The following is a 2,085-nucleotide window of genomic DNA, read 5'->3' as shown; positions in this document are numbered from 1 at the left end:
GCTGCCCCGCGTGCAATCCGATCCCAAGAAAGCAGCAGAGACACCATGAACGGCTTCGAGCTGACCGACGAGCAGGCCGCCTTCGTCGAGGCGGTACGTGACTTCTCCGCCCGCGAGTGCGGCACGCGCGCCCAGCGCGACGCGCTGACCGGTGGCGGCGAGCACCCCCACAACGAGGAGCTCTACGCCAAGGTCGCGGACCTGGGCTGGCTGGGCGTCGCGATCGCCGAGGAGTACGGCGGGTCGGGGGGCGGCATGGTCGACCTGTGCCTGTTCCTGGAGGCCATGTCGTACGGCCAGCTGCCGATCGGCGGCTTCGCGGTCACCGCGATCAGCGCGGGGCCGTACGAGAAGTTCGGGACGCCGGAGCAGAAGGAGGACGTGCTCCGCGGCATCGTGAACGGCAAGGTCGAGGCGATCGCGATGTCCGAGCCCGAGGCCGGCTCCGACGTCGGCGCGCTGCGCTGCAAGGCCGAGCGCCAGAACGGCAGCTACGTCATCAACGGCCAGAAGACCTGGATCTCCGAGGCGCACTTCGCCGAGCACATCCTGCTCGTCTGCCGCACCGACGCCAGTGGCGCCAAGCACGACGGGCTGTCGATGATCCAGATCCCGCGGGGTGCGGAGGGGATGGAGATCCGCGGCATCGAGACCATGGGCGGTCGCGTCGTGAACGACGTGTTCTTCGAGGACGTCGAGGTGCCGGCCGAGAACCTGGTCGGCGTCGAGGGCGGGGCGTGGATGCAGCTGATGGCGGGGCTGAACTCCGAGCGCCTCATCATCGCCGCGCAGTCGCTGGGCTTCGCGCAGCGCGCCTTCGACGACGCACTCGCGTACGTGAAGGAGCGCAAGCAGTTCGGGCGGCCCATCGGCTCCTTCCAGGCGCTCTCGCACCGGATCGCCGACCTCGCGACCGAGCTGCAATGCGCTCGCCTGCTGACCTACGCGGTCGCGCGGAAGGTCGACGCCAACCCGGGCCAGCTCTTCCCGCAGGAGGCGTCGATGGCCAAGCTCAAGGTCACCGAGACCGCCAAGAAGATCGCCCTCGAGGGCATGCAGATGATGGGCGGCTACGGCTACGCGACCGAGTACGACATGGAAGGCCACGTGCGGCTGAACCTCGTCTCGACCATCTACGGCGGCACCAGCGAGATCCAGCGCGAGATCATCGCCAAGACGCACGGGCTGTAGGGGGGGGCGGGGCGCCGCGGCGATCGCTGTGGCGCGGGCCCGCGCGCGACGTTCGCCGTGATGGACCACGCGTGGGGCGCGATGATGGGGGGCGGCCAACGCAAAGGACTCCGGCATGACCCTCACCGCTCCCACAGAGACCACCGTCCGAGAGCTGCGCAACTACATCGGCGGTCGCTGGGTTCCCGCGACCACGACGCAGCGCCTCGACGTCACCGACCCCGCGACGGGCGGGGTCCTCGCTCGGGTCCCGCTGTCGGGCGCGCAGGACGTCGCCGCGGCGGCGGTCGCCGCTCGTGCCGCCCTTCCCGGCTGGCGTGGGACCTCGGTGATCAGGCGCGCGGCGCTCCTGTTCTCGCTGCGACAGGCCCTCGTGGATCGCGCTGAGGAACTCGCGCGGACCGTCACCGCCGAGATGGGCAAGACGCTGCCCGACGCCCGGGCCGAGGTCGGCCGGATGATCGAGATGGTCGAGGCGGCGACCGCCGTCCCGCAGACGACGCAGGGCCGCAACCTCGAAGGGATCGCGACGAACGTCGACATCGAGACCATCCGCCAGCCGGTCGGCGTGTGCGCGGCGATCACGCCGTTCAACTTCCCGGCGATGGTGCCCATGTGGTTCCTGCCGTTCGCGATCGGCTGCGGGAACACGTTCATCCTCAAGCCCTCCGAGCAGGACCCCCTGACGCAGACGATCGTGTTCGAGATCCTCGAGCAGATCGGCGTGCCGCCGGGCGTCGTCAACCTCGTCCACGGGGGCGCTGACGTCGTCAACGGCATCTGCGACTCGCCCGACATCGACGCCGTGTCGTTCGTCGGCTCGGCCCGCGTGGCCAAGCACGTCTACACGCGAGCCGCCGCGACCGGCAAGCGCGTCCAGGCGCTGGGCGGGGC

Annotated in this window: 2 protein-coding genes; both read left to right on the top strand. The window is 70.3% G+C overall.

Annotation, left to right across the window (positions count from 1 at the left end):
* The first annotated feature begins 45 nt into the window (after positions 1–45).
* Entirely contained in the window at positions 46–1,191 is a 1,146-nt protein-coding gene (locus tag ABYE80_RS20210; protein WP_372792151.1) for an acyl-CoA dehydrogenase family protein, read from the top strand.
* A gap of 115 nt (positions 1,192–1,306) precedes the next feature.
* The coding region (locus ABYE80_RS20205) for an aldehyde dehydrogenase family protein (protein ID WP_372792149.1) at positions 1,307–2,085 on the top strand (779 nt) is incomplete at its 3' end.

Source organism: Paraconexibacter sp. (assembly GCF_041602235.1).
Classification (GTDB): Bacteria; Actinomycetota; Thermoleophilia; order Solirubrobacterales; family Solirubrobacteraceae; genus Paraconexibacter.
Note: the sequence above shows the minus strand (reverse complement) of the source record. Positions and strands in the feature narration are given on the sequence as shown.

Coding starts and splice junctions, on each gene's coding strand:
- ABYE80_RS20210 (WP_372792151.1), top strand. CDS start 46: ATGAACGGCTTCGAGCTGACCGACGAGCAGGCCGCCTTCGTCGAGGCG.